This window comes from Planomonospora parontospora, from assembly GCA_014647935.1.
GTDB lineage: Bacteria > Actinomycetota > Actinomycetes > Streptosporangiales > Streptosporangiaceae > Planomonospora > Planomonospora parontospora.
Window position 1 is genome coordinate 70085 of the sequence record BMQD01000008.1, and the last position, 19823, is coordinate 89907.

Annotated in this window: 18 protein-coding genes; 6 read left to right on the plus strand and 12 right to left on the minus strand. The window is 73.8% G+C overall.

Annotated features, from left to right (window positions below; genetic code table 11):
• Nucleotides 1-103 precede the first annotated feature (103 nt).
• Nucleotides 104-361: a hypothetical protein gene (locus IEZ07_RS14425; protein WP_191895232.1), complete on the plus strand. Its 258-nt coding sequence runs from the start codon at nucleotides 104-106 to the stop codon at nucleotides 359-361.
• 316 nt (nucleotides 362-677) lie between these two features.
• Nucleotides 678-1817, plus strand: a complete 1140-nt coding sequence (locus IEZ07_RS14430) for a cystathionine gamma-synthase (RefSeq protein ID WP_068901150.1) — start codon at nucleotides 678-680, stop codon at nucleotides 1815-1817.
• 42 nt (nucleotides 1818-1859) lie between these two features.
• On the opposite strand, the gene IEZ07_RS14435 is transcribed toward IEZ07_RS14430, so the two are convergent.
• Complete coding sequence (locus tag IEZ07_RS14435) at nucleotides 1860-2279, minus strand: hypothetical protein (RefSeq protein ID WP_068901151.1); 420 nt, start codon at nucleotides 2277-2279, stop codon at nucleotides 1860-1862.
• Between the two features lie 10 nt (nucleotides 2280-2289).
• The gene (locus IEZ07_RS14440; RefSeq protein ID WP_191895233.1) at nucleotides 2290-2631 is read right to left on the minus strand and encodes a hypothetical protein; all 342 of its coding nucleotides are present in this window, start codon (nucleotides 2629-2631) and stop codon (nucleotides 2290-2292) included.
• A 275-nt stretch (nucleotides 2632-2906) separates the two neighbouring features.
• On the opposite strand from IEZ07_RS14440, the gene IEZ07_RS14445 reads away from it, so the two are divergent.
• Nucleotides 2907-3329, plus strand: coding sequence for a DUF6292 family protein (locus IEZ07_RS14445; RefSeq protein ID WP_068901468.1), 423 nt, complete (start codon nucleotides 2907-2909; stop codon nucleotides 3327-3329).
• A gap of 29 nt (nucleotides 3330-3358) precedes the next feature.
• Here IEZ07_RS14445 and IEZ07_RS14450 read toward each other — a convergent pair whose 3' ends face one another.
• Nucleotides 3359-5320 (minus strand): vWA domain-containing protein, encoded by a 1962-nt coding sequence (locus IEZ07_RS14450; protein ID WP_191895234.1) that lies wholly within the window; start codon nucleotides 5318-5320, stop codon nucleotides 3359-3361.
• Between the two features lie 151 nt (nucleotides 5321-5471).
• The gene (locus IEZ07_RS14455) at nucleotides 5472-6869 is read right to left on the minus strand and encodes a sigma 54-interacting transcriptional regulator (protein ID WP_084008794.1); all 1398 of its coding nucleotides are present in this window, start codon (nucleotides 6867-6869) and stop codon (nucleotides 5472-5474) included.
• Nucleotides 6870-7056: 187 nt separating this feature from the next.
• Here IEZ07_RS14455 and IEZ07_RS14460 point away from each other — a divergent pair, with 187 nt between their 5' ends.
• Together IEZ07_RS14460 and IEZ07_RS14465 are read left to right on the plus strand one after the other, a co-directional pair.
• Nucleotides 7057-8256, plus strand: coding sequence for an FIST signal transduction protein (locus tag IEZ07_RS14460; RefSeq protein WP_239320013.1), 1200 nt, complete (start codon nucleotides 7057-7059; stop codon nucleotides 8254-8256).
• Nucleotides 8257-9420, plus strand: coding sequence for an ROK family protein (locus tag IEZ07_RS14465; protein WP_191895236.1), 1164 nt, complete (start codon nucleotides 8257-8259; stop codon nucleotides 9418-9420).
• A gap of 23 nt (nucleotides 9421-9443) precedes the next feature.
• Here the strand turns inward: IEZ07_RS14465 and IEZ07_RS14470 are convergent, their stop codons facing one another.
• The 6 genes from IEZ07_RS14470 to IEZ07_RS14495 form a co-directional block, all read right to left on the minus strand.
• Nucleotides 9444-10619, minus strand: coding sequence for an ABC transporter permease (locus tag IEZ07_RS14470; RefSeq protein ID WP_191895237.1), 1176 nt, complete (start codon nucleotides 10617-10619; stop codon nucleotides 9444-9446).
• On the minus strand, nucleotides 10606-11283 hold the full coding sequence (locus IEZ07_RS14475; RefSeq protein ID WP_204054387.1) for an ABC transporter ATP-binding protein: 678 nt from the start codon (nucleotides 11281-11283) through the stop codon (nucleotides 10606-10608). Before IEZ07_RS14475 ends, IEZ07_RS14470 begins: the two co-directional genes overlap by 14 nt.
• A gap of 121 nt (nucleotides 11284-11404) precedes the next feature.
• Entirely contained in the window at nucleotides 11405-13195 is a 1791-nt protein-coding gene (locus tag IEZ07_RS14480) for a peptidoglycan-binding protein (protein ID WP_191895238.1), read from the minus strand.
• A 22-nt stretch (nucleotides 13196-13217) separates the two neighbouring features.
• On the minus strand, nucleotides 13218-14123 hold the full coding sequence (locus IEZ07_RS14485; RefSeq protein ID WP_191895239.1) for a hypothetical protein: 906 nt from the start codon (nucleotides 14121-14123) through the stop codon (nucleotides 13218-13220).
• Between the two features lie 234 nt (nucleotides 14124-14357).
• Entirely contained in the window at nucleotides 14358-15299 is a 942-nt protein-coding gene (locus tag IEZ07_RS14490) for a hypothetical protein (RefSeq protein WP_191895240.1), read from the minus strand.
• On the minus strand, nucleotides 15296-15637 hold the full coding sequence (locus tag IEZ07_RS14495; RefSeq protein WP_191895241.1) for a PadR family transcriptional regulator: 342 nt from the start codon (nucleotides 15635-15637) through the stop codon (nucleotides 15296-15298). Before IEZ07_RS14495 ends, IEZ07_RS14490 begins: the two co-directional genes overlap by 4 nt.
• A 108-nt stretch (nucleotides 15638-15745) precedes the next feature.
• Between IEZ07_RS14495 and ilvA the strand changes: the two genes are divergently transcribed.
• Nucleotides 15746-16954 carry a threonine ammonia-lyase gene (gene ilvA / locus IEZ07_RS14500; protein WP_191895242.1) on the plus strand — a complete coding sequence of 403 codons (1209 nt, stop codon included), beginning with the start codon at nucleotides 15746-15748 and terminating at the stop codon, nucleotides 16952-16954.
• 89 nt (nucleotides 16955-17043) lie between these two features.
• Here ilvA and IEZ07_RS14505 read toward each other — a convergent pair whose 3' ends face one another.
• Nucleotides 17044-18531 (minus strand): M1 family metallopeptidase, encoded by a 1488-nt coding sequence (locus tag IEZ07_RS14505; RefSeq protein WP_191895243.1) that lies wholly within the window; start codon nucleotides 18529-18531, stop codon nucleotides 17044-17046.
• Nucleotides 18532-18701: 170 nt separating this feature from the next.
• Nucleotides 18702-19811, minus strand: coding sequence for a 4-hydroxyphenylpyruvate dioxygenase (gene hppD, locus IEZ07_RS14510; protein ID WP_191895244.1), 1110 nt, complete (start codon nucleotides 19809-19811; stop codon nucleotides 18702-18704).
• Nucleotides 19812-19823: the final 12 nt, after the last annotated feature.

Genomic DNA, 19823 nt, shown 5'->3' on the forward strand with positions numbered 1-19823 from the left:
TATCGGCCGTTCGGCCGAATGCCCCCTCGCAGGACCGGCCCTTCAGCGGAGGCGGGACCCCCCTTCCCCGGCGCATGCTTGAAGCGTCGAAGGGGAGAGGGAAATGACCGTCATCGGGATCGTGTTGCTGGCCGTCGGATTCGTCGTCGCGTTGTGCCTGGCGCTCGCCGATCCCGTCCTGCTCTCGCGCATCAACGGGGAGCCCGCCGAGGGGGCGAGCGGCCGGTACATCCAGGCGCCGCCGATCGCCGCCGTTGCCGGGACCATGGCCGGGACCATGGCCGGGACCGCCGCGGAGGGCGCCGAAGTGGTGCCGTTCAGGCCGAGGCGCCCGGACGACCGCGAGCCGCAGGCCGCGTAGCAGACCACCGGACGCTCCGGGGAGCACGGTGGTCGGGGGACCGCCGCCCGGAGACCGCCGGCCCGTGTCCTGCCTCTGGAACTCCAGGGAGGCGGGGCGCGGGCCGGCTCGCGTTTTCCGGACCGCGACGGGTGCGGGCGGGTCCTTCCGCGGTGCGGCGGGTACGGGCCGGGTTCCCGGCACCGTGGCGGGGGCGGGCCGGGTGCCCTGCGGTACGGCGGGCGCGTTCGCGGGCCGGGTCCTTCCGCGGCGCGGCGGGCGCGTTCGCGGGCCGGGCGGAGTCCTGTGGGCCGCGAGGCGGAGTAGCGTGGCCCGTATGAGTGAAGGATTCGAGACCCTGGCCATCCACGCCGGTCAGGAGGCCGACCCCCAGACCGGGGCCGTCGTGCCGCCCATCTACGCGGTGTCCACCTACAAGCAGGACGGCGTGGGGGGACTGCGCTCCGGATACGAGTACAGCAGGTCGGCCAACCCGACCAGGACCGCCCTGGAGGAGGCGATCGCCGCCGTCGAGGGCGGCACCCGCGGCCTGGCCTTCGCCTCCGGCCTGGCGGCCGAGGACACCCTGCTCCGCACGGTCTGCAGGCCCGGCGACCACGTGATCATCCCGAACGACGCCTACGGCGGCACCTACCGTCTGTTCGCGAAGGTCCACGAGAACTGGGGGCTGCACTACGACCCGGTGCCGCTGGGCGACCTGGCCGCGGTGGCCGCCGCCATCACGCAGAAGACCCGGGTCATCTGGGTGGAGACGCCCACCAACCCGCTGCTCGGCATCGCCGACATCGCCGCCTTGGCGCAGCTGGCGCACGACTGCGGCGCGCTGCTGGTGGTGGACAACACCTTCGCCTCGCCGTACCTCCAGCAGCCGCTGGCGCTGGGCGCGGACGTCGTGGTGCACTCCACCACCAAGTACGTCGGCGGCCACTCCGACGTGGTCGGCGGCGCGCTCGTCGCGCGGGACGCCGAGCTGGGCGAGCGGCTGGCCTACCACCAGAACGCGATGGGCGCGGTGGCCGGGCCGTTCGACGCGTGGCTGACGCTGCGCGGCCTCAAGACGCTCGCGGTGCGGATGGACCGCCACTGCGACAACGCCGAGCGGGTGGTGGACCTCCTGCTGGCGCACCCGCGGGTGACCTCGGTGCTCTACCCGGGCCTGCCCGAGCACCCCGGGCACGAGGTGGCGGCCAAGCAGATGAGGCGCTTCGGCGGCATGATCTCCTTCCGCGTCGCCGGCGGCGAGGCGGAGGCGGTCGAGGTCTGCAACCGGGCCAGGCTGTTCACCTTGGGCGAGTCGCTGGGCGGCGTGGAGTCGCTGATCGAGCACCCGGGCCGGATGACCCACGCCTCCGCCGCGGGCTCGCCGCTGGAGGTCCCCGGCGACCTGGTCCGCCTCTCGGTCGGCATCGAGACGGTCGACGACCTGCTCGCCGACCTCACCCAGGCCCTCGGTTAGCCGACCTCACCCAGGCCCTCGGCTGGCCGCACCCTCCCGCGGCTAGGGGTTGCCCCAGACCATCAGCACGAGGACGACCATCCAGATCAGGGTGATCAGCCCGGAGAGGGTGGCGATCCGGCCGGTCTGCACCTTGGCGTCATCCTGCGGGTCCTCGCTGGTCAGGGCCCGCAGGGCGGCTCGCTGGTCCCGCTCCACGACGACCAGCAGCACGGCGGAGACGATGAAGAGCGTCATGGAGACCGACAGGTACGGCCTGCCGAGATACTCCAGGCCGACCAGCACGCCGAACAGGAAGACGCCGACGGAGGCGACGGCGTAGACGCGCGTCGTCTTGTGCAGGTAGCGCAGGACGTCGACGTTCCGGGCGCGGATGAACCGGGGCGTGGACATGGTCGCGGCGACGACCGGCCCCAGAGTGAAGATCGCGAAACCGATGTGCAGCCAGAGCAGCAGAGTCATACGCCCGACATTAACCTCCGGTGATCCCGTCGGGGCGAGGCTCGTCCGGCCCCCGCGGTCCGGGCGCGCCGTACTCCTCCCGGCCGGGCGGCGGAGGTCCCTCCCGCCACCCGCTCTCCTCCTGGAGGAGGCGGTGGCAGAGCGGGCAGGCGTCCTGCGGGTGCGCCCGGCAGTCGCCGTGGTCGACCCGCATGCCGAGCAGCCGCCGGGTGCCCGCCGCCGCGGCGCCCGGCGCGCGGCCGGTGATCGAGGCGCGGCCGTCCTCGACGCGGACGCTGACCGCGACGAGGACGAGGACGGCGAGAACGGCGGCGAGCAGGACGCCGCAGACCACCGCGACCACGATCCACATGCGCGCCTCCCGTGAAGACAAGCCCAGCCTTTCCCGGATGGCACCGCGTTTCAAGGCACCTCGGGCGGGTGTCGCCGCACGTCCCGCCCCGGGGCCGGGAGCCCGGCCCGCGGTAGGGGCGGATCCTCCCGTTCCCGCCCTGAGCACACCGGCGGAGTGAGTAGGATCACCCCGGAGCCCGTTCCCGCGTGAGGGCCGCCGGCGGTCGAGCCGGGGCCGTGTCCGGACGGGCGTCGAAATCGAGATCGTGCACAAGGCACAAGGGAGTGCCCGTCGTGGCTGTAAGACATGTCGAGCCGTACACCGACGAATGGCGGCACCAGCCCGTCTCCTATCTCCGGCTGGTCGCCGAGGCGCTGGGCGCCCAGGCCGAGGCGTGGTGGGAGGGTCCGTGCGACCCGCGCGCCGGGACGATCCGGCTGACCGGTGGGGACGCGCTGGTCTGGGACGAGGAGAGCGGCTGGCGCTGGGGTCGGTTCGTCTCCGGCGGGCCCGGCTCCTGCACCGTCCTGGCGGAGTTCCGCTATCTCGGCGGAGGGCTGCTGCTCCGTCCCGAGCGGGTCCCGGCCGCGGTGGCCGAGGCCAGGGCGGGCGTGGGCAACAGTACGGCCTGGCGCCCCTGCTACCGCTCCTACCGGCACTACCGCGACGGCTTCGACCTCGCGCTGGACCACTACGCGGCCTTCGCCGGAGCCTGACCGGCGGCGCGCGCCCGACCGCGCGCCGCCTACCGGGCGCGGCGGGTGCGCAGGAAGTCGCTGACGACGTACTCGCCCAGGCGGTCCGCGCTGGGGGAGAAGACCCGGCCGCCGTTGCGGCGGGCGACCTCGTCCACGAACTCCTTCAGCCGTTCGTCCTCGGCCAGCATGAAGACGTTGAGCGTCGCCCGGCGCCGCGTCATCTTGTCGACCTCGGCGAGCGTCAGCTCCAGGGTCTCGCGGGTGGGCGGCCACTCGAAGGCGTAGGTGCCGTTGCGGCGCAGGTGCGAGGTGGGTTCGCCGTCGGTGACCACGAGCACGACCGGTTCGAAGTCGGGGTGGCGGTCCAGGTGGCGGCCCGCGATCAGCAGGGCGTGGTGCAGGTTGGTGCCCTGGACCATGTCCCACTCCAGGCCGGCCAGTTCGTCGGGCTGCAGGACCCTGGCGTAGTTGGAGAAACCGACGATCTGCACCGAGTCCTGCGGGAACTTGGAGCTGACCAGCGCCTGCAGGGCCATCGCGGTCTGCTTGGCGGCCGCCCAGGTGCCGCGCAGGGCCATGGAGTAGGACAGGTCCACCAGCAGGCAGACGGCCGCCGCGGTGCGCCGCTCGGTCTCGGCCACCTCGAAGTCGTCCACCGACAGGGCCACGGCGCCGCTGCGTTCTCCGGCGCGGCCGGGGCCGCGCCGTACGGCGTTGACGACCGTGCGGACCACGTCGATGGGCTGCTCGTCGCCGAACCGCCAGGGCCGGGTGGAGCCGGTGAGCTCTCCGGCCGCGCCCGCGTCGACCTGGTCGTGGTCGCCGCGGCGGCCCGACTCCAGGGAGGCGAAGACGCGGCGCAGGGCGGTCTCGCCGAGGCGGCGGACGGCCTTGGGGGTGAGCTCCAGCCTGCCGCGCCGGCGTTGCAGGTAGCCCTGCTGCTCCAGCTCGCGTTCGATCTGCCGGAGTGCCCGCAGGTCGTCGACCGCCGAACGGCCGAGCGCGCGCCGGATCGCCGCCTCGTCGACGTCGTCCAGCCGGGCGCCCGGGTAGTCCTGGCGGAGCGCGGCCTCCAGCTGGGTCAGGTCGGCGAGCTCGTCCAGCGCGGTCACCGCGTCGGCCATGCCCAGCGGCTCGTCGCCGCCGAGCCGCTCCGGGGTGTTCCAGGCCAGGTCGGGGCGGCGGGACTGGAGCGACTCGCCCAGGCGGCGCATCTGGTCGGCCAGCCCGGCCTGCTCCAGGGCCTGGTTGATCAGGCCCGCGAGCTCCTCCCGCTGGGCCGGGGTGAGCGAGGCCAGCAGGCGCTGGGTCGCGGCGGCCCGGCGGGCGAGGGCGTCGACCAGCTCCTCCAGGTTGCGCGGCGACTCGGGGAACATGTTCCCGTATTTCGACATGAAGTCGTCGAAGTCGCTCTGGGTGTGCTCGCCCCGCGCGTCCCGGTCGAGCATGTCGTTCAGCGCGGTCATCATCTCGCGGACCCGCTCCAGCGCGGCCGGGTCGGGGTCGGCCAGCGCCTGCCGCATGCCCCGGAACTGGCTGTCGAGCACATCCCGGCGGAGCAGGTCGCGCAGCTCCTCGAAGGTCCGCCGGGCCGCGGCGGAGCGCCAGTCGTAGGAGCCCAGCGACTGGATCGCGCCCGCCGGGTCGTCCGGCACGCCGTCCAGCACCGACTCGCGGAACCGGGCGTCGTCGGACGGGTCGGGGAACAGTTCCGCCCGCTCCTGGCCGATCGCCTTGTCCAGCAGCGCCCTGGCCCGCTCCAGCGTCCCGTCCAGCCGCCCGCGCTCGCGCAGCTCGCGGCGGCGCCGCCGCACCTCCCGGAGCAGGTCGTCCAGGCCGCGCCGGTTCTCCGCGCCGGGCAGGCCCTGCTTGAGCAGGTCGCGCAGGGCGTGGCCGGGGTTGGAGCCGGACAGGATGGCGTCGCCCATCTGGTCCAGCGCGGCGCGCACGTCGTACGGCGGGGCGAGCGGGTCGGGCCCGTCCCGGTATTCGCCGTAGCGGTAGCTCATCGCCCGCCCCCGGCCCGGCGGTGCGGCGAGGGCGAAGCGGAGGACAGGGCGGAGAGCAGGGTGGAGGGCAGGGTCGAGAACAGAGGGGAGAGCAGGGAACGGTCGGGCATGGCGGTCTCCTCGGTCTTCCTGGAGTGCGGCACGGGCACCGCTAGGTGCGGTAGACCGTGGTGCCGTCCACCTCGTCCTTGGACAGCCGGCGCAGGAGGTAGAGACCCTCCAGGGCGAACTCCAGGGCGGCCGCGGCGTGGCCGGGGGACTCGTCGCCGATGCCGAGCCGGGACATGATCCTGGCCAGGCCGTTCACCGGGCCGATCCGCTGCAGCAGCTCGGCGGCGGGCACCAGGGGACCGGACTCCACCTGGACGCCCTCGGAGAAGCGCTCCAGCAGCGCCGACAGGTCCGCGCCGCCGAGCGTGCCGCGGAACGTCTCGGCGACGGCCCTGCGGAGCAGGTGGGAGAGGACCTCGATCTCCCGGCCCTCCTCGCTGACCTCGAACTCCACCTTGCCCCGGAGGGTGTGCACGATGTCCGGCAGGTCGGCGACCCGGGCCACCGCGCGCTCCTCACCGGTCAGCGCGGCCCGCCGCAGCGCGGAGGCGGCGGCGGTCTCGGCGGCGGCGATGGAGAAGCGGGCCGAGACGCCGGAGCGGGAATCCACCGCGGTGGACTCGCGGACCAGCCGGGTGAAGCGGGCGATCACCTCGACCAGGTGGCCGGGGAGGTCGGCCCCCACGTGGTCGAGCGCCGCCTCCTGCCGGATGAGCGCCAGCTCGTCCTCGACGGAGGACGGGTAGTGGGTGCGGATCTCCGCGCCGAAGCGGTCCTTCAGCGGGGTGATGATCCGGCCGCGGTTGGTGTAGTCCTCGGGGTTGGCACTGGCGATCAGCAGGATGTCCAGGGGCAGGCGGAGGTTGTATCCCCGGACCTGGATGTCGCGCTCCTCCAGCACGTTGAGCAGCGACACCTGGATCCGCTCGGCCAGGTCGGGCAGCTCGTTGACGGAGAAGACGCCCCGGTTGCTCCGCGGCACCAGGCCGTAGTGCACGGTCTCCGGATCGCCGAGCGTGCGCCCTTCGGCGATCTTGATGGGGTCGACGTCGCCGATGAGGTCGCCGACGGAGGTGTCGGGGGTGGCGAGCTTCTCGCCGTAGCGCTCGTCGCGGTGCCGCCAGGAGACCGCGAGCTCCTCGCCCTCGGACTCCGCCAGGCGGCGGCAGCGGACGCAGGAGGGCGCGTAGGGGTGGTCGTTGATCTCGCAGCCGTCGACGACCGGGGTCCACTCGTCGAGCAGTCCGGTGACGGTGCGGATGAGCCGGGTCTTGCCCTGGCCGCGCTCGCCGAGCAGGACCAGGTCGTGACCGGCGAGCAGGGCCCGCTCCAGATGGGGCAGGACCGTGTCGTCGAAGCCCACGATGCCGGGGAACCGCGTCTGGCCGGCCCGGAGCCGGGCCAGGAGGTTCTCGCGGATCTCCGCCTTCACCGTGCGATGGATATGGCCGCTCTCGCGAAGCTCGCGCAGAGTCCGTGGCTCTGGAATGTGAGGCACGGGACCGAGACTACGTCTCCTGAGCCGAAACCGGCAGTCTCATCCTGATTGCGAGTCTCCCGCATTGCCTGGCGGCGGACGCGCGTGCCCGCCCTCCCAGTGGGGAGAATCGCTCCAGGGAAGCCGGGGCGGTCCGGAGAGGACTCCGGGCGGGAAGGCTTCGCACACAATGAGGGAGGCGAGACGAGTGGCGCTGTTGACGAGCCGCTTCGCCGATGGTCTCGCCGTGGGCTCCGACCTGGTCGCGGCGGCGGAATCCGCGGTGAACCAGGCTCTGCGCGGCCTGGACAAGCCGCCGGACCTGGTCTGTTTCTTCGTCTGCGGTGACGACCCCGACGACGTCTCGCGCGCGGGGCTGCGCGCGATGAGCATGGCCCCCGGCGCCGCGGTGGTCGGCTGCAGCTCCACCGGGGTGATCGGCGACGGGCAGGGGGTGGAGATCACCCCGGCGGTGAGCGCCTGGGCCGCCGTCCTCGACGGGGCCAGGCTGACGACCTTCGCGCTGGACAGCCTCCGCACGGAGGAGCAGTTCGTCGTGGTCGGCCTGCCGGAGCGCGTCCCGGACGACCGGGTGGCGATCATGTTCGCCGATCCCTACAGCTTCCCGACGGACGGTTTCGTCGAGCGCTCGGGGGAGGTCCTCGGCGGCCTCCCGCTGATCGGCGGCCTGGCCAACTCGCTGCAGGGCAGGGGCGCGGTGCGGCTTTTCGCCGACGGCAAGGTCTACACCGAGGGGGCCGTCGGGGTGCTGCTCGGCGGTGAGGTCAACGTCGGCACCGTGGTCAGCCAGGGCTGCCGCCCGATCGGCCCGTCCATGGCCGTCACCGGGACGGAGGACAACCTCCTGCTCGAACTCGCCGGGCAGCCCGCCCTGGCCCGGCTGGAGGAGATCGTCAGCGCGCTGGACGAGGACGACCGCGACCTGGTCGCCGCCGGGCTGCAGATCGGCATCGCCATCGACGAGTACGCCGAGCGGCACGAGCGCGGCGACTTCCTGATCCGGGGCGTGCTCGGCATCGACCCCGACCGCGAGGCCGTGGCCATCGGGGACGTCGTGGACATCGGCCGCACCGTCCGGTTCCAGGTGCGTGACGCGGCGACCGCCGACGAGGACCTCTACGAGCTGCTCGACGCGCACCGCGAGGAGTTCGGCAGGGTGGAGGGCGCGCTGCTGTTCGCGTGCAACGGGCGGGGATCGGCCATGTTCGGCAGCGCCGATCACGACACGACGGCGGTCAGCGACATCCTGGGGCCCGTCGGGGTGGCCGGGTTCTTCTCGGCGGGGGAGATCGGCCCGGTCGGGGGCCAGAACCACGTGCACGGGTTCACCGCGAGCCTCCTGGTCTTCTCCTCCCGCCCGCCCTCCGGCCAGCCGTATGATCGCTGAATGCCGCGATCAGTGCTTGCCGTCGACATCGGCGGGACGAAGTTCGCCGCCGCGCTGGTCGGCCCCGAGGGAGACGTCCGGGCGGCGGAGCGGGTCGCTACCCCGCCCGGCGGTGACGCCGAGACCCTGTGGAAGGCGCTCGACGCGCTGATCGCCGCCGTCGCGGGCGACACCCCGGTCGACGGGGTGGGGATCGGCTGCGGCGGCCCGATGACCTGGCCCGACGGGGCCGTCTCACCGCTCAACATGCCCGGCTGGCGGGCCTTCCCGCTCCGCGACCGGCTGGCCGCCCGCTTCCCCGGCGTCCCGGTCCGCATCCACAACGACGCCGTCTGCGTGGCCGCCGCCGAGCACTGGCGGGGGGCGGGCCGGGGCAGCGCCAACATGCTCGGCATGGTCGTGTCCACGGGCGTGGGCGGCGGGCTGATCCTCGGCGACCGGCTGATCGACGGCGGCAGCGGCAACGCCGGGCACATCGGGCACGTCGTGGTCGACCCGGACGGACCGGCCTGCGAGTGCGGCGGACGCGGCTGCCTGGAGGCCGTCGCCCGCGGCCCGGGGCTGGCCGCCTGGGCCCTGGCGCAGGGCTGGGTCCCGGGCGGCGCGGGTGCGGAGCGCGGCACGGCGGGCGGCGCGGGTGCGCAGCAGGGTACGGCGGGCGGCGCGGGTGCGCAGCAGGGCGGCGCGGGTACGGCGGGCAGCGCGGGCAGCGCGGGTACGGCGGTGGGAGCGGCCGGATCGGGCGGGGCCGCGGGACCCGGCGGGGCCGCGGAGTCCGGTGGGGTCTCCGCGCGGGCCTCCGGCGCGGCGGGTCCGGCCTACGTGGAGGCCACGGCGGCCAGCGGGCGGCAGCTCGCGCTCGACGCCGCCGCGGGGGACGCGATCGCCCTGGCCGCCATGGCCCGGGCCGGGCGGGCGGTGGGCCTGGCCGTGGCCTCCGCCACCCACCTGTGCGACCTCGACGTCATCACCATCGGCGGGGGCCTGTCCCAGGCCGGGCGGCTGCTGTTCGACCCGCTGGAGGAGACCCTCCGGGCGCACGTCCGGCTGGACTTCGCCCGGCGCGTGCGCGTCGTCCCGGCCTCCCTCGGCCAGGACGCCGGACTCGTCGGCGCCGCCGCCCTCGTCCTGGCCGCCGACCGCTACTGGTCGCCCCGGGGCTGACCGGCGCGGCCCGCGGGACATGTCTACCGCAGAGCGTCGGCGGGTTCCATCCGGGCGGCCCGCAGCGAGGGATAGAGCCCGGCGAACAGGCCCACCAGGGCTCCGGCGAGGGGCGCGGCGAGGACGAGGCGGGTGTCGAGGACGGGGGTCCACTCCCGGACGGCGGAGACGGCGACCACGGTGACCAGGCCGAGCGCGGCGCCGACCACCCCGCCGGCCAGGCCGATCAGGACGGACTCCAGCAGGAACTGGGCGGTGATGTGGCGGCGGGCGGCGCCCAGGGAGCGGCGCAGGCCGATCTCGGCGACGCGCTCCATCACCGTGACGAGGGTGACGTTGGCGATGCCGATCGCACCGACCACCAGGGAGACCAGGCCGAGGATCAGGAACAGGCCGTTGACGTCGTCCTGTACGGCGTCGCGAGCGCGCTTGGGGCTGGGCGGGGCGGTCACCTGGAGCTCGTTGGCGTGGTCGGGGCTCAGCGCGAGCGGGGCCTGTTTCGCGATCAGGTCCGCGGCGCCGAGGGTGGTGTTGACCAGTACCCGGGTGACGTGCTCCAGACCGAAGTCCGCGCCGATGGCGGGCGGCACGATCACGGCGGAGGACAGGGCCTGTTCGCGGCGGAGGCCGCCCAGCACGCCGATCACCGTGTAGGCGCGGCCTTCGACGAAAACGGCCGGGGCGTTCACCAGCCGTGTGACGCCGAGCAGGGCGGCGGCCTGCTCGCCGAGGACCACGACGCGGTCGCCGCGTTCGACGTGGCCGACGTCGAAGAAGCGGCCCGCGGTCATCCGGCCGAGTGCGGCCCGGGGGAGCTCCGGGGTGGCGGCCACGACGGCCAGGGTCTGATCGGTGATCCGGGTGGGGTCGACGAGGGTGTTGGAGGTGACCTGGAGATTGGAGCTCGCCTGGGTCTGTGCGATGGCGGCGGCCGAGACGACCCCGCGCAGCCGCGGTAGCCCGGCCGGGGAGTCCCAGCCGACCAGGGGCTCGGGCCTGCCGGGGACGTCGACGGTGATCGCGGTGGCGGTGAGCTCGTCGAACCGGCCGACGATCTGGTTCCCCGCGGTGGCGGCGACGCCCAGCGTGACGACCAGGGTGGTGATGCCCAGGACGGTGCCGAGCGTGGTCAGCGCGGAGCGCACGGGGCGGGCCAGCAGACCCGAGAGGGCTTCGGACCACAGGTCAAGGACGTGCATCGGGCTCCTCGGTGAGTATGCCGTCGGCGATGCGGACGCGGCGGCCGGCACGGGCGCTCACAGCGTCCTCGTGGGTGATGACCAGCAGGGTGGTCCCCTGGTCGTGCAGGCCGTCGAAGAGGTCGAGCACCGCTCCGGTGTTCCTGCTGTCGAGGTTGCCGGTGGGCTCGTCGCAGAGCAGCAGGGACGGCTCGCCCATCAGCGCCCGCGCGATGGCGACCCGCTGACGCTCTCCGCCGGACAGGCGGCCGGTCGGGAAGCCGGCCCGGTGAGTCATCCCCACCCGGTCCAGGGCCGCCAGCGCCCGCTCCCGTCGCCCCCGGCGGGAGAATCCGCCGTACACCTCGGCGAGCATGACGTTCTCTTCGACGGTGCGGTGCGGCAGCAGATGAAACGACTGGTAGACGAATCCGATCCGGCGGCCGCGCAGCCTGGTCCTGGCCCCGTCCCCCATGGTCGTGGTCTCGATCCCGTCGAGGAGATAGGACCCGGAGGTCGGCCGGTCCAGCAGCCCCAGCGTGTTGAGCAGCGTCGACTTCCCCGAACCCGAAGGGCCCACGATGGCGAGGTAGTCGCCCCGTTCGACACGGAGGCGGACGCCGGAGAGCGCGTGCACGGGCGGGTCCGCCGGGAACACCCGGCTCACGTCCCGCAACAGGATCACCGGGTGGTCATCTGGTGAGGGCGGCGCCGTGCCCCGGCGGCCGGGGGCGGACCCGGCGGCCGCCGGTACCGCGCAGTGGCGGCCGATCCCGCCGGGCGGCGGCGCGGTGGGCGGCCGTGCCTCAGGCACCGCCCACCACCACACGGTCGCCCTCCTCCAGCGCTCCCTGCTCCACCGGGGTCACCTGGACGTTCCCGTCGGCGGCCAGCCCGGTCGTGACGGCGACGTCCCTGGTCCTGTCGCCGGGCAGCTCCACCTGGACGCGGGGCCGGCCGTCGGCTGAGGTGACCACCGCGGCGACCGGTACGGTGAGCACCGCACTCTCCGTGGAGCCCACGGAGATCTTCACGGTGACCGTGGTGCCGACCAGCTCGCGCAGGCCCTTCGCCGCCGTGGGGGTGAGCAGGACGGGCACCGAGCCGAACCTCCCGCCCGACCGGCCGGACACCGCGCCGGAACCCCCGCCGGTGCCACCGGCGCCGCCGGAACCCCCGCCGGTGTCACCGGAACCTCCGCCGGTGCCGCCGGAACCGCCTGGGGCCGCCGTCGCGAGCCGGGCAGACTCGCCGGTCGCGGTCAGCACGGCGGAGAGCTCCGCCCCGTCCCCGGTCTCCAGCGTTGCCTTCATGCCCTTGCGCAGCAGTCCGGCCTCCTTGCTCTCCACGGACCCCGTCACCGCGAAGGCCGCGCTGGTAACCGTGGCGACCTCGCCCTCCACGGCGTCACCGGGCCTGACCGCGGCCTTGTCCAGCCGAGCGGGCAGCCGGGGGAGGAAGACGATCTCGCCCGGGGGCACGCTGACGCCGTAGGTCCTCAGGTACTCGGCCAGGATCGCCTTCGCGCCCGCCAGGCTCCGCCGGCCGTTCGCGACCTTCAACCGGAGCGGAGAGGTCTGCCGGGCCTGCCTCAGCGACTGCTCGGCGGTGGAGACCGCCTCCTGCGCCCGCCGTACGGCCGCGGCCGCCCCGGCCAGCCGGGTCTCCCGGGCGTCGGCGACCTCCTGGTCGAAGGAGGCCAGGGCCTCCTCCGCGGCCTGGACGTCCTGCCGGGCGTTGGACGCCTTCATCTCCAGCAACCGCCTGTCGTCCTCGAGCTTGGCGGCGGCCAGAGCCTGCTCGGCGGTGAGCGACGCCTCCTCGGCGGTCCGCGCCCCCTGCCGCAGGGCCTCCAGCCGCAGGGCCTCCTCCGGGGTGAGCTCCCGGAGGTCCTCCCGCTCCAGCGCCCGCTCGGCCGCGCGCAGATCCTCGCGGGCGTTGCCTAGTTTGAGCTTGAGCGGCCGGACGTCCCGCCCGGCGTCGAGGGCCTTGCGGTCGGCGGCCAGGGTCTCCTGAGCGGTCCGCACCGCCTGGCGCAGGGTTTCCAGCTCCCGGCGCGCGGCCAGGTCGGGTTCCTGCGCGGTGTAGCCGCGCCCGCCGTACCATCTGCGCACGGCCGCGGCGGTGGACCGGTCGAAGACGCCGGTGGCCGGGGCGGCGAACCCCAGGCGGCGCAGGGCCGCCTGGAGCTGCCCGACGTCCCGCCCGCGGGTGCCGGGCGCCATCGTCCGGTGCATGGGGACCCGGCCGCGCAGGGCGAAGACCGGGCGGCCGTTGACCTCCATCAGCACCGATCCCTCCCGGACCGCCCCCGGGCGCGGGGCCCGGGTGACCCGTTGGGTCTCGGCGGTGCCGCCCACCACTCCGGCCAGGAAGACCGGCAGCGGTGAGCCGTACGCCAGGGTGCCGCTGACGGTGACCGTGCTGGTCAGCTTCCGGCGCACGACAGGGGAGGTGACCAGCGACGGTTTGGGCGGCTGCCGCAGGGCGGCCTCGTCGGCCGGGGAGCGGAGCCGCGTGCCGACCGCCCACCCGGCGCCGGCGATCACGACGATCCCGGCGAGCACCCCGCTCAGCGTCCGTTTCGATGATCTCATCGTGGAACCGTCCCGCCGCCCGTCACCACTGGATCGCCTCGTGCCCGAACTCCTGGTAGGCCTTCTTCGCCGCGTCGCCGGCGAAGAAGGCCGGATAGAAGTCCCGGCCGCACTCCAGGTCGTCCAGGGCCGCCTTGATCTCCCGGGCGAGGTACGGCCTGGCCTGCTCGACGGTCAGCTCCGGCTCGTACGTCGCCTCCATGCCGCCCACCTCGTCGACGGGGTTCTCTGCCTGCGACCTGCCGATCCGGTTCGCCTCCTTCTCCATGGCCCGCGCGCCGGCCTCCCGCATGTCGGTGGGCCGGGCCGAGGAGACGGGGTAGCCCTTGCCTTTGAGGCAGTCGGCGAAGTCCTGGGCGAGTCCGATCAGCCGAGGGTCGGAGTTGGTCTCCCGGTCGGCCTGCTCCAGCCGCCGGTTGAGCTGGCTGTAGTAGTCCTCCATCGTGGTCACGGTCTTGCCGAGGACCTTCCGGACCACCTCGGTGCGGCAGTCGTTGTCCGCTTCCTCCCAGGCGACGGCCTGGGTCTCGGAGAGCGACTGCTTGATCCCGTCGTTGGTTCCGTGCGGGAGCACGAAGTAGCGTTCGGCGGCGGGATCACCGGGGTAGACGAACTTCGCGAAGATCTTGAAGCCGTACTTCTGCCGGACCCGCTTCATCGCCTCGTAGTCCCCGGAACCGGCTCTGCGCTCGTCGTCGCCGACCTTCCGGGGAGCGGGGACGTGGATCTCGTACCGGAAGCCCTTCCGCTTCATGCAGGCGGCGCGCTCCGTCTCGATCTGGCGGCGCACGTCCCGGGTGGGCGAGGGGGGTGCCTGGACGGTGGCGGATCCGGCGGGCGCCGCGCCGGCTCCCGGCCCCGCGGCACACCCCGTCAGGGCGGCCAGGGCCAGGGCGGCCACGGGCATGGTCGTGAGAACTCGTGACATTGAGCGACCTCGGTTCTTGTGCGTGCGGAATGTGGGCACGGGGACACGGCCGCACGGCGGCGACCGCCGCCCGCGGCCCGGCCGGGAGAGGGGAGTCCTCCGCGGTGTGCCCGGTGACCCGTCGAGGGAGAGCCCCCGGAGGGACGCGGAGGGACGCGGAGGGACGCGGAAGAGACGCGGAAGAGACGCGGAGATGAATCGCGGCGCTCGCCGCGGGAGGGCCCGCGGCGAGGCTTACAGCGGGGTGTGCCGTCGCGCGTGGTGGGGGGCGACCGCGGCCAGCGCGGTCAGCAGGATCAGGGCGGCCAGGTGTGCCAGGTCCTGCACACCGTGGGCGCCGAGGTTCTCGGCGTAGACGGCGCAGACCGGGACGAGGTGGATCCCCGCGGCGGTCGCCCAGCGCGGGTCGCGGGTCACGCGGCCGGCCCAGGCCGCCAGGCAGAGGAGGCCGAGTTCCACGGTGATCCGGGCCGCGGCGGGCGCACCGGGGCCGTGGCTGAAGTCGAGTCCCGCCGGGTCGGCGGCGGCGAGCGCCGGGACCGCCGCCCACCACAGCCACGACCGCGCGGGCGGGCGGGGCGCCCGGACGGCCAGCACCAGCAGGCCGAGGATCACCAGGGCGTAGCCGGTCATCGGCGCGACCGGGCCGCCTCCGCCGTAGAGCGCCGCGCCGCGCCCGTCGTCCCAGAGCGGGTCGCGGTAGACGGGGAGCAGGGTCGCGTCCAGCCAGGGCCGCCCCAGGGTGACGGCACCGATCTTGGTGGCGATCAGTGCCGTCACTGGAAGCGCGAGCCGCACCCGCCCGCACATGACGAGCAGGACGGCCAACGCCGAAAGCCCGGTCCAGAGCGGCACCGAGGTCGCGTACGGCACCAGCGTCGCCAGCTGGGTGAGCGAGACCGCCAGGACGCCCAGATGGACCGCGTCGATCCAGACGGGCCGTCGGGTCGCGGAGACGACCCTGGTCCGGAGGCCGCCGGAGAGCAGGGCCAGGGACTCGCGGGCGGACGGCACGGTCCGCCCCGGCTCGGCGGTCTCCAGGAGCGTGGAGATGATCTCGTCGCCGTGCTCGGTCCGGTAGTCGCGGGGGTAGCCCCGCAGCAACCGCCGGTACCGCCGTTCGAGAACGCCCCCGCCGGCCCCTGTGGCGGCAGGGGCGTCCATGGTGACGGTCATGAGAACGCCGATCCGGGACGGAGGATCCGGCTGGTGACGACCGAGGCGGCCTGCTGCATGCGCAGCGCCTCCGCGGAGACGAGGTTCGTGCCCTGTTCGGTCAGGCGGAAATATCTCCGCGGCCGGCCGTCCACGGTCTCCTCGCGGTCCACGGTGATCAGTCCGCCGGCCGCGAGCCGGTCGAGCGCGCCGTACAGCGTGCCGACCGGGAGCCGGACCCGCTCCTCGGAGAGGGACAGAGTCCGCTTGATGATCCCGTGACCGTGCAGGGGGCCGTCGAGCAGCGAGGCCAGGATGAAGTAGGTCGGCTCGCTGACCGCTGGTGATCCTTTTGGCATGCGGAAGACCATACTTCGCTTGGCGAAGTATGGTCAACCCCTCTCGCGGTGGTTTCCGCCCGGTCACGGAGCGTGCCCGGCGGGCCCGGCGATGAGAGGATGACCGGCATGTCGATGCCGCAGGTGACCTTCGAGGACGTGCTCGCCGCCCGGGAGCTCCTGGCCGACGTCGCGCTGCGGACCCCGGTGGTGCACTCGCGCGTGCTGTCCGACCTGCTGGGCGGGCCCGTCCACCTCAAGTGCGAGAACCTCCAGCGCTCGGGCTCGTTCAAGGTGCGCGGCGCCTACGTCAGGATCGCCCGGCTGAGCCCGGGGGAGCTGCGGCGGGGCGTGGTGGCGGCCAGCGCGGGCAACCACGCCCAGGGCGTGGCGCTCGGCGCGGGGCTCCTGGGGACGGACGCGACGGTCTACATGCCGGAGGGGGCGCCGCTGCCCAAGGTGGCCGCGACCCGCTCCTACGGCGCCGAGGTGGTCTTCGCCGGGCACGGCGTGGACACCGCGCTGGCCGGCGCGCGGGAGCACGCCGAGCGGACCGGCGCGGTGTTCATCCACCCCTTCGACCACCCCGACGTCATCGCCGGGCAGGGCACCATCGGGCTGGAGATCCTGGAGCAGCTCCCGGAGACCGGCACGATCGCGGTCTCCATCGGCGGCGGCGGGCTCGCCGCCGGGGTCGCGCTGGCGGCCAAGTCGCTCCGGCCGGGCGTGCGGGTCGTCGGCGTGCAGGCCGAGCGGGCCGCCGCCTACCCGGCCTCGCTCGCGGCGGGGCGCCCCGTCACGGTGCGGCCCGCCACCACGATGGCCGACGGCATCGCGGTGGGGCAGCCGGGGGAGCTGCCCTTCGAGTTGATCCACTACCTGGTGGACAGCGTCGTCACGGTCACCGAGCAGGAGATCTCCCGGGCTCTGGTGCTCTGCCTGGAGCGCGCCAAGCAGGTGGTCGAGCCCGCCGGGGCGGCCGGGGTGGCGGCGATCATGGCGCATCCGGAGGTCTTCGAGCCTCCGGTGACGGTCGTGCTCTCCGGCGGGAACATCGACCCGCTGCTGCTGGTGAAGGTGCTCCGGCACGGCCTGGCCGCGGCGGGCCGCTACCTGACGCTGCGCCTTTCGCTGCCCGACCGGCCGGGCACGCTGGCGGTGCTGATGGCCGAGGTGGCGGCGCTGCGCGCCAACGTGCTGGACATCGCGCACGAGCGGGTCGGCGTCAACCTGGGCGAGGTCGAGGTCCAGCTCCAGCTGGAGACCAGGGGACCCGACCACGCCGAGGAGGTGCTGGGCTCCCTCAGGAAGCAGGGCTACCGGATCGTCTCCGCCTGACCCGCCCGCGCCGGGCCGTCCCGGCCGGTGCGCCGTACGGCGTGCGGCCTGGACGTGCGGCCCGCCGTACGGCGTGCATGCGCGGGTCCTCAGGCGGCGGGCTTGCTCTCCTGGAACAGCCAGGCGTCGAAGAGCGCGTCGAGATCCTTCCCGGAGATCTTCTCCGCCAGCGCGGTGAACTCCTCCGTGGTGACGTATCCGTACCGGTGCTCGCGGTTCCAGGTCTTCAGCAGCTCGAAGAAGTCCCGGTCGCCGATCTTCCGCCGCAGGGCGTGCAGCGTCATGCCGCCCCGGGTGTAGACCGAGTCGTTGAACAGGTCGTCGGGCCTGGCGCGGCCGGGGGCGTACTTCCAGATGGCGTCCCCGGCGGGCGCCGCGTAGTGCAGGCGGAAGGTCTGCTCGGCGGTGGCGTCGCCCTGGTGCTCCTCCCAGAGCCACTCGGCGTAGGTGGCGAAGCCCTCGTTGAGCCAGAGGTCCTTCCACCGCTTGATGCTGAGGCTGTTGCCGAACCACTGGTGGGCCAGCTCGTGGGCGATGATGCCCTCGCCCGGGGAGAAGCCGCCGTACATGGGCTTGGTCTGGTTCTCCAGGGCGTAACCGGCGGAGAAGTCGTCCACCACGCCGCCGGTCGAGGAGAACGGGTAGGGGCCGAAGACCGTGGCCCAGTAGTCGGTGATCTTCCCGGAGAGGGTGTAGAGCTTGTCCAGCGAGCCGCGGAAGCGCGGGTCCACGGCGGCCAGGTTCTTGATGCCCGAGGCGGTCCTCCCCTCCCGCAGGGTGAACTTCCCCAGCGTCATGGTGGCCAGGTAGGTCACCATCGGGTGGTCCTCCCGCCAGGAGTAGGTCGTCTTCCCGCCGCGGGTCACCGGCTCGCCGGTGAGCTCGCCGTTGGCCAGCGCGGTGATCCCCTCCGGGACGGTGATCTCGAACTCGTAGAGCGCCTTGTCCGCCGGGTGGTCGTTGCCGGGGAACCAGGTCTTGGCGCCGTTGGGCTCGCAGGTGACGAAGGCGCCGTCCCGGGTGGGGATGAAGCCGTAGGTGCCGAGGTTGGACGAGCCGGTGACGGGCTTGGGCTCCCCGGCGTAGGCGACCTCGACGGTGAAGTCGGCCCCCTCGGGGAGGGGCCGGCCGGGGATCACGGTGAGCTCGGTCCCGGACCGCTCGAACGCGGCGGCCCGGCCGTCCACGGTGACCCGGCCGACGGTGAAACCGGACAGGTCCAGGTTGAAGCGGGTCAGCTCCTGCGTGGCCTTCGCCCGGATCCCGGCGGTGCCGGACAGGTGCCGGGTGGCGGGGTCGTAGCCGAGGACGAGGCGGTAGCGAGCGACGTCGTAGCCGCCGTTGCCGTCGGAGGGGAAGTCGGGGTCGCCGATCCCGGGCGCGCCGGCCCCGGGCGGGAGGGCGCCGGTCCCGTCCGGCTGCGGGGCGGTGGCGCCGGACGGCACGGTCCTCCCGGTGGCGGGCGAGGAGGAGCCGCCGTCCCCGCCGGGGGAGGAGCAGGCGGCCGTGCCGGTGGTCGTGCAGAGCAGCACGGCGGCCGCCGCGAGGGCGCGCCTGTGTGACGTCGTCGACGCCATGGTCTGGATGTCCCCCTTCCGGCCCGGACCGTGCCGGGGCGCGTTCGCAGACTACGCGAGCGGCCCCGGCCAGGTCAGGCCATCCAGGGAGCCGGGTCCGGCGCCCTCCCGGTCCGGCCCGTCCGGCCCTCCCGGACCGCGGGCCGGCCGGGCGGCCGGGCGGCCGGGCGTCAGAGGTTGCCGCGGCGCTCCTGCTCGCGCTCGATGGCCTCGAACAGCGCCTTGAAGTTGCCCTTGCCGAAGCCGAGGGAGCCGTGCCGCTCGATGAGCTCGAAGAACACCGTCGGGCGGTCCTGCACCGGCTTGGTGAAGATCTGCAGCAGGTAGCCGTCCTCGTCGCGGTCGACCAGGATCTTCCGCTTCTTCAGCTCCTCGATCGGCGCGCGGACCTCGCCGATGCGGGCGCGCAGCTCCGGGTCGTCGTAGTAGGAGTCGGGCGTGTCCAGGAACTGCACCCCGGCCGCGCGCATGTGGTCGACCGTGGTCAGGATGTCGTTGGTGGCCAGCGCGATGTGCTGCACGCCGGGGCCGCCGTAGAACTCGAGGTACTCGTCGATCTGGGACTTCTTCTTGGCGACCGCCGGCTCGTTGAGCGGGAACTTCACCTTGCGGGTGCCGTCCGCGACGACCTTGGACATCAGCGCCGAGTACTCGGTGGCGATGTCGTCGCCGATGAACTCGGCCATGTTGGTGAAGCCCATGACCCGCTTGTAGAACTCCACCCACTCGTCCATCCGGCCGAGCTCCACGTTGCCGACGCAGTGGTCGACGGCCTGGAACAGGCGGCCGTTCCTGACGTCCGGCGGGGCGACGAGCGGCTCGGCCGCGACGTAGCCGGGCAGGTACGGCCCGCTGTAGTTGGAGCGGTCGACCAGGGTGTGCCGGGTCTCGCCGTAGGTGGCGATCGCGGCCATGACCACCTTGCCGTGCTCGTCCTCCAGCGTGTACGGCTCGGCCAGCCCGCGCGCGCCCTGGGCGAGCGCGTGGGTGTAGGCGGCCTCCACGTCGGGGACCTCGATGGCCAGGTCGATCACACCGTCGCTGTGCTCGGCCACGTGCCGGGCCAGGTCGGTGCCCGGCCGCAGGGAGCCCCGCAGCTCGAAGCGGGCGCTGCCGGAGGCGAGGACGTAGGCCACCTCGTCGCGGCTGCCGTTCTCCGGGCCGCGGTAGGCCACGAGCCGCATGCCGAACGCGGTGGAGTAGTAGTGGGCGGCCTGCTTGGCGTTGCCGACCGCGAAGACCACGGCGTCCATGCCGTTCACAGGAAAGATGTCGCTCATGCGGATACTGTC